At 25.2% G+C, this 8,573-nt stretch carries 6 protein-coding genes; 4 read left to right on the top strand and 2 right to left on the bottom strand.

Translation table 11 applies throughout. The annotated features are described in order from the left end of the window. Window positions 1–78: 78 nt before the first annotated feature. Together MBFIL_RS00550 and MBFIL_RS00555 are read right to left on the bottom strand one after the other, a co-directional pair. Complete coding sequence (locus MBFIL_RS00550; protein ID WP_066970420.1) at window positions 79–2,388, bottom strand: hypothetical protein; 2,310 nt, start codon at window positions 2,386–2,388, stop codon at window positions 79–81. Window positions 2,389–2,749: 361 nt separating this feature from the next. Next, the gene (locus tag MBFIL_RS00555; RefSeq protein ID WP_066970424.1) at window positions 2,750–3,484 is read right to left on the bottom strand and encodes an archaetidylserine synthase; all 735 of its coding nucleotides are present in this window, start codon (window positions 3,482–3,484) and stop codon (window positions 2,750–2,752) included. Between the two features lie 849 nt (window positions 3,485–4,333). Here MBFIL_RS00555 and MBFIL_RS00560 point away from each other — a divergent pair. From MBFIL_RS00560 to MBFIL_RS00575, 4 genes are all read left to right on the top strand, one after another. Beyond that, on the top strand, window positions 4,334–4,966 hold the full coding sequence (locus tag MBFIL_RS00560; protein ID WP_066970427.1) for a hypothetical protein: 633 nt from the start codon (window positions 4,334–4,336) through the stop codon (window positions 4,964–4,966). 63 nt (window positions 4,967–5,029) lie between these two features. Beyond that, the gene (locus MBFIL_RS00565; RefSeq protein WP_066970434.1) at window positions 5,030–6,109 is read left to right on the top strand and encodes a rod shape-determining protein; all 1,080 of its coding nucleotides are present in this window, start codon (window positions 5,030–5,032) and stop codon (window positions 6,107–6,109) included. Window positions 6,110–6,489: 380 nt separating this feature from the next. Then, entirely contained in the window at window positions 6,490–7,119 is a 630-nt protein-coding gene (gene rnhB, locus MBFIL_RS00570) for a ribonuclease HII (protein ID WP_066970436.1), read from the top strand. Between the two features lie 411 nt (window positions 7,120–7,530). Then, window positions 7,531–8,370, top strand: a complete 840-nt coding sequence (locus MBFIL_RS00575; protein WP_066970438.1) for a MotA/TolQ/ExbB proton channel family protein — start codon at window positions 7,531–7,533, stop codon at window positions 8,368–8,370. Window positions 8,371–8,573 lie beyond the last annotated feature (203 nt).

Consider the following 8,573-nt stretch of genomic DNA (forward strand, 5'->3'; position numbering starts at 1 on the left):
ACATAAAATTAAACAAACCAAAAACAATAAGAACAACTAAAAACAATTCAACAAAACCAACAAAATATTAAAAAAAACTCACATAAAAACACAAAAAATAAAGAAAAAATCAATAAAATAGAACAAAAAAAGAAACATTAAATGCGAATCCTCATTAGTATTAGACTTTATATAGTTAGCTTCAATTGCACCACTATCTTTAGACCGCATAATAGCTACAACTGTTGCACCACTAATTAAAGGATACTTATTTTGAGGCGAATTAGGACTTAATGAATTATTTGACATATCTGTCGTTAATGTTGATGAATTATTTAAGTTATCATTACTATCTATTGAATTAGAATCACTCCCTGAGATGTTAGTTTGGTAATATGCATTTGAACCATTGGAATTTAAAAAATAAATATCTACAAGATTACCTTCAGAGATTAATCCTGCACCAGCTTGTGTACGAGATATTGTAAGTGGAACAATAACAGTATCAGGTTTTTTAAATTCAAGATTAGATAAAACTTTAGCATCACTACTATTAATAAGTAAACTAGCCTCATTAAAAGGCATAATAATACTCTTATTTTCATTCGAACTATAAAGCACCATTACCCTGCTAAAGTTATCATAGACCCTATTTAATTCAATAAGTTGATATTTACGCCACGATTGAGTTGCAGGTCGAATAATATCAATGATTCCAACCTCTTCTTGAGATTTAGCATTTTCGATTTGAGATTTCAAAGCACTGACCTCCTTGTTAATAGCTAAAGGTCCTTTATAAAGTGAATTTAACTCATTAAATTTAATAGCCTTTGCTTTATTTAATTCATCTTGAGAAGGAGAATAAATAAGTAAAAAATAGCCTATAAAGATCATTACTACTACAACTAGACCAAAAATCCCAAGCCCTACTTTAGTTTTAGTTTCATCCTTAGGAATAATCGATTTTTTAGAATCTGAAGAATCTTTAGAATTAAATTTAAGCTTAGAAAAGATATTACTACTTTTATTATTATTAATATTACAATTAAGATTATTAATTTGATTGTCATGATCATTATTTTTATTGTTAAAATTATTATTATTTTTATTATTAGATTTAATGTTATTAAAATTATTAATATAATCTTTATCCAATTTATTTAAAGAATTATCTTTATTATCGCTATTATCTAGACTATTTAGCCTATTATTTATTAAATCAACTTTAAAATCATTTTTATTAATAATATTATCAGAGTTATCATCAATATCAGTAGTATTGAACTTAGTATTATCAATATGATTATCACTGATCTCCTTAACAGGAAATTTGGCTAATTTATCCCCATTATAATTATTAAAATCATTCTTTGATTTTGAAAAACTAAATCTATGAAAATCTTTTAAATTGTCAACATTATGATGTTTATCATATCCAAAATCATTTTCATTAGATTTAAGGTTATTATTAACACTCACATTTTCATTGTTAAGATTATTATAATTATGATTATTGTTATTATTGTTATTATTTGAAATATTTAATTTAACAGAATTTTCTTTAATAAAATCATGTTTTTTATTAGAATCAATTGATTTTTTAAAGGTGTTAATGTTAAAAATTGGTTTATCTGAATTTTCAATATCTAATTTATCAATAACTATTTTATTATTATCTTGATTACTGTCTTTAAACACGATATTTTTAGATTTAATATGTTTAGATTCAATATTTTTAGAGGAACTATTTTTAGAGGAATTATTGTTTATTTTATTAATTAATCTATTAAAATCATTTTTATTCCTATTGTTATTTCCTTTATTATTTTTATTAATAGTCTTATCCTTATTCCCATTAACATCAATAACATTATCATTGCTTTTATCCTCATTAACCTTACTCTTGCTTGTTTGATTAGAATTATCTTTAGTAATAACAGATTTATTATTAATAATATTTTTATTTTCCTTTTTTTTTATTTTAAAATCTGTATTCATGAAATTTTTAATTTTAGAATTACTTAAACTTTTTATTTTATCAATATTTCTTAAAAACTTTAAAGAATTGTTTGATTTAGAATTATTCTCATTATTTTTATCATCATATTGATTAAATTCAATATGATTATTTGATTTAATATTGATAGATTGATTAAATTTGTCTTTTAAGTTTGTGTGTTCAATAAAAACGTCACTTAAATCTTTATTTAGAAATTTTTTAATATTTGATGAGTTATTTGATTCGATTCCAGCTAATTGATCTAATTTATCTGAAACTAAATGTATAAATGATTTGGTTTTTGAAAATTTCTGTGGTTTGGGCTTTGATAATGAAGACCTGTCTTGAATTTTAATTTCCTGAGAATTGTTATTTTTACTTTTATTTGTAATTTGATCTTTATCTCTCATAATATAACCTATGATAATGAAATAAATATGAATATGAGAAGATAAATGAAAAGAAGAAAAATTAGAAGTTAATAAAAAATAATCACTAAATACCATTCAACAATAATAGTATTAATAATATTGCAATTAGTAATATAAGTCACAATTTATGTAAAAGGAAATGAAACATTGGGCTTTATTTAATCAGGTGTGATAAGTAAAGATTAGGAGAATTCTTTATTTTGATTATTTGCTCAAAGCCCAGTTATTAAATTCTATTAATATACCTTTTAGTATTGCCACTTAGTACTACCTCTCAGTATTATCTTTTAGTATTACCTTTTGTTACTTGTTGAGTTTTTGTTCATTTATTGGTTATGTTTTATTGGTTATGTTTTGAACTATTAGTCATGATTTGAATTAATTTTTTAATTACTCCACTTAACATAAATAATAAGGTTATTATTAAAACCACAGCAGAAGGAACATCTACCCCATAAAATACAAATGGAAATGGTAATAATATTAATAATATGAAAACTGCATAAATAGCTATTAATTTCATGTTTTTTGGCTTAGAATATTTGATATTACTAATCATTAAAATCCCTGAAATTAGCATTAATACAATAGCTATTTCTATATTAAAAAACCCACATAATACATATGTTGATAGTATTAAAGCCGTTGCAGGAATTGGCATTCCAATGAATCCTTTGAAGTCTGTCTTATCTGCTATAACATTAAATCTTGTTAATCTTAAAACTCCACAGATAACAAGGAATAAACTAACTATTGAAACAATATAAGCCAGTTCAAAAGAGCATTTCGCCCCCAATATGTATAAAAGTATCGCTGGAGCCACACCAAATGAAACAATGTCCGATAGTGAATCAATATTCTTTCCAAAACCTAATTCATCAGTTTTTCCAACTTTTCTTGCTGTCCATCCATCTAAAGAGTCAAAAATCCCTGCCATTATGATAAATATAGCTGAAATAGCTATTTCATTTATTATAGCCATTAAAATAGCTAAAAATCCAAATGACAAATTCAACAATGATACTAAATCTGGAATTCTTATAAAGTATCTCATATTTGTTTTTTTGATTTTCATATTTTGACTCCAAGTAATACTTTTTCATAAGTTATTTATTAATGTTTATTAATTTTAATGTTAAAAGTAATATGTTATTGAAAAATAATAATGAAATAAATAAAAAATAATAAAAATTTAATTAGAATGCTAAGTTGATTGTTTTAAGTATGTCATCATAAACTATATATACCTAATTAACATTTAAGTATACTTATTATAAATACCTATTTAAATTAATAAGCTAAATCAATACATAGTATACCATTATAAACTTATACAACTAACTAAAATAATACAACTAACTAAAAATATATTAATTATGAATTATGATTTTTATGAAGAAATAATTAGTAATAAAATGAATTAATATAAATCTATTCAAATAAAAGATTAACAACATATAATACATATAATATAAAAAGTTAAATATATATAATAATATAATTAGATATTATTAAAATGTTATATTATAATAACATTGAGACTTTTATCAAAATTTAATTTAAATGATTTAGAATTCTAAACTAATTTAAAATTAAATTCTTATTAAATCATGAATTAATTGTTAATTAAAATGATACTTAAAATAATTCAATTATATTAATAATGGTCATTATAATATCCTAAAGTCATTGGTACTCTTATCATGATGTGCCAATGCTGTTAATATTTCTATTATTACATATAAAAGTTAAATATCTATTATAATGTTAAATATTTATTACTAACATTGAATACCCATTATTAATTATAAAGTATTATGAACATGTACCACTTTTTAATAGATCAAATTAATTGCATCATAATAATACATTATTACTGATTATTAATCAAGGTTGTTAGATTAAACTATAAATGTGAACAAACATGATTGAAGACAAAATACAAGTTCTAAGGCAAGCTGCCAAAGTATCAACACAACACAGTTCTGCAGAAGTATGGTGTGTGATAGCTGGTAATGAAGAACTGGTAAATAATGTAGCTTATTCAGCAATAGCTTCAAAAGACCGTGTCAAAATATTATTCAGAGAACATGTTACATTACAAGAATCATTTGTTCAAAAGAAATTCGATTTTATAATGTTAAATGGAGACACTAACAAAATAAGAGAGTTTAGCTATTTATGTAAAGAAAATGGAGGAGCATGTGTCCAAATAGCTCCTTACTATGTAAGTAATGAACCTAATCTAATGTTACTTGTTGCTCCAGAAGATAATATCAAAAAATTTGTTGGAGATGTTGAAAGAGCTAATGCAAAATTTTCAATATTACTTGAGGACGAAACCACAGGATTTATAGAAACTGATTTAAGAATGAGTAAAAGACTACCTTCTTTTATAAAAACTATGGTTTCTCCACTCTTTACTATGAGTGATCTTATCTTATCTGCAATTCTTATATCTACAGAAGAAGAAAAGAATGTTGAAACCATTCAAGAAATAGCTAAATCTAATCAGATTTTTGTAATAGACTTTAAAGATATTAAAAATGACTCCTAATGCTATTAATTAAATAATTATTAAGTAAGGGACTCTTTATATTAATTATGGAGGAATATTAAAATGGGAATTTTTGGAAAAAAAGAAGAAGTAAATGAAAGTATAGAACCTAAAAAGAAAGCAATTAGTAATAGTTTAGGAATCGATCTTGGAACTTTAAATACAGTTATTGCTAAACCCGCTGGAGATAAGTTCGATTTATACCAATTACCTTCTGTTGTTGCAGTGAAGAAAAATGATGAAACATCAGTTCTTGCTGTTGGTGAAGAAGCTAAAATGATGCTTGGAAGAACACCTGAAGACATTATTGCACTTAGACCACTGAGAAAAGGAGTAATTGAAAGCATAGCACAAGCACAAGCATTACTTGTTAAAGCAATGGAAATAGGTAAAAAAGAAGGGGAAGAAATTGGAAGGATTGTTATTGGTATCCCTGGAGATGCATCTGAGGTAGAAAGAAATGCTGCTGAAGAAATTGGGAGAAAAGCTGGTGCAGAATATGTTCTCGTTATAAGTGAAGGATTATCTGCAGCTATTGGTGCAGGATTACCTATTGCTGAACCAAATGGAACCATGGTAATTGATATTGGTGCAGGATCAACTGATTTAGTCGTTATATCCCTTGGAGGAATAACTGACATTGAAACTGTAAGATGGGGAGGAGACGACATCGATAACAATATTGTAGACATGGTAAAAGAAAGGTTCAATGTTGAAATCGGAATTCACGAAGCAGAAAATGGAAAAATCAAAGTAGGTAAAATACATTGCAAAGCTAACTTAGAAACAACTAGTACAGACATAATTGGTAAATCTACAATTGATAACAAGCCTAAAAAAGTTACAATCGACTCTGATTTAATAGCTGACGCTGCTGAACCAATTGTAAAAGAAATTATTGGAGGATTAAACCTTGTTCTCGAAAGATTATCTCCAGAACTAATAGCAGGAGTCTACAACAACACTGTAGCTGTTGGAGGAAGCTCACAACTTAGAGGATTAAGAGAGAGAATCTGTGACGAACTAGAAATCCCGATACAAATATCTAACGATCCAATGACCGTTGTAGCAAAAGGTGCTGCAATAGTAGCAGCTGAACCAAGAGCTTTAGAACCAGAAGTACGTTTAAAAGCTATGAAATAATATTTTAAATAATAATTTCTTTTTAATCTTATTTTAAATTTGCCTAATGTATTTTAGCTATTTTTAATCTTATTTTAAATTGTCTAATCTTATTTTAATTAGTTTTAATTTATTAACTTCAATAATATTATTTTAGCTATTTTTATTTTTAATCTTTTTCTAATTTTTATATTCTATTTCATAAGTAATACACTTTATTTTATAATAAATATATTTTAATAATGCTTTTATATGTTTATATTCATTAAAATTAAATTATAGCTATTTTTATATACTAATTCTAATTAAAAGTATAATATAATATTTTATTTTATAATCATATACATAACTAAATTATATCATCATAAAGTATATTTAATTTAAAAACAAGTAGTGTGACAATGAATGTTTTAGGTATTGATGAAGCTGGACGAGGCCCCGTAATAGGACCCCTTATAGTTGCAGGAGTTATAGTTCCTGAAGATAAAAACAATGTATTGGAAAGAATGGGTGTTAAAGATTCTAAACGACTTACAGCAACAAGACGAAAAGTATTATCTCGTAAATTAAAGAATATGTTTGAATGGGAAACGATTGAAATAACAGCAGCAGATATTGATAATTTAAGAGCAAATGGTGTCAACCTAAATGATATTGAAAAAATAGCTATGAATAAAGTTATTGAAAATTTATTAGAGAAAACCACATATGAAAAGATAATAATTGATTCATTAGATGTTAAACCTGAAAGACTTGAAGAAGAGGTTAAAGCAATTGTAAAAGATATTGAAGTTAAAGCCGAGCATAAAGCTGATGACAAATACATACCAGTAGCCGCAGCATCAATAATAGCTAAAGCCGAACGAGATGCAATAATAGAAGAACTTAAAAAAGAGTACAGGAAAATCGGAGACATTGGTTCAGGTTATCCAAGTGATCCTAAAACAAAAAAGTTCTTAAGTAATTATAGCTTTAATGAAATGCCCATAATTGTTAGAAAATCTTGGCAAACAGTCAAAAATTTAAAATAATGAAATTAATATAAATTAATACTAATATTAATAAAAGCATTCCTTATACTTAAAATGGTTTATTTTTGGAAATAGCATATGACAAAACTTTTTTTAAAAGTTTGTTTCATATATCATAAAAATCAAAGTGTTAATGAAATCTAAATATAGTATGAATATTTCTAATAGTAATATTACCATTTTAGAATAATAAGAAAATATTAAATGAATAAATGAAAAACTAATAATATACTATTAATTAATTATAATTAAATATAATATATATATATAATACTGATATTATTATATATAATTAGTTAATGGATAGCTAATAAATAATTAAACCAACACTATAATAAAGAATATTAAAATATACTTTAAGAATACACTAAAATATTAAAATTAAGATGATAGATTAAGAGGTTATTTATGATAATAATTGATACTATAATAAATTTCTTTGAGTTAGTAATTGATATGTTTCAAAATGGAGGAGCTTTAACTTACATTATCACACTTGTTGGAATTTATGGAGGCATTCTTTCAATACAAAAGATAAGATATCTTAAAAAGATTAGTAAAATTGATACAACAGAAATAATGGGAACTGTTATCACCTCAATGGAAACTGGAGGAGCTATTGAAGCTTTAAAGAATATAAGCAAATATAAAAACCCAGTGTCACGAATTATTTCTGAGGCTCTTAAAATAGGTTATAAAAATAGAATTGAAGTAGAAGAAGCAATGGAACAGGTTTTTATTGTTGAAGTAAGTAAAATGACCAATGGACTTGATACATTAAAGACAATTATTGAAATAGCTCCATTTTTAGGACTTATTGGTACAGTTTCAGGACTATGGCTAACTTTTAAAACATTAGGAGTGAGCCCTGACACAGCAGCACTTTCTCAAGGAATATACATAGCACTTATTACTACAATTGCAGGATTAACTGTAGCAATTATACTCCTTCCAATAAACACTTACATCAAAGGACTTATCGACACAGAAATGGATAAAATTGAATTAGCTAATAAAATAACCAATTGGAGTTATGCTATTGCTAAAATTAGAGTAGATGGTCCTGTAAACTGTGCTCTAGAATCCTTAAAAGAAGCGGAAGGAATCGTGAACACCAAAGAAATCGAAAGTAAGGAAGCCAATATTCAGATATCCTTTAAACCACGTATGCTAGAGAAAAGTTTAAACAACATCATACTTGAAAAATGTGATATTCAATCTGAGATTATTGAAAGTAAACTTAAACAATAAGACTGTGTCAAAAACTTCAGGGTGAACAAGTGAAAAAATTCAATGAAAAGTACAACATATATATGTAATGTTCAGTATAATTCAAAAAAAAGTGAGTATAATAACATTAATTAAATGGAGGAAGAATATAGTTAAATCTATGCAAAGAGAAAACAAACTTCCTCCAAGTAATAATTATGAATGTTAAAATATATAATACTGAT

It is taken from the genome of Methanobrevibacter filiformis (assembly GCF_001639265.1).
In the GTDB taxonomy this organism is placed as follows: Archaea; Methanobacteriota; Methanobacteria; order Methanobacteriales; family Methanobacteriaceae; genus Methanacia; species Methanacia filiformis.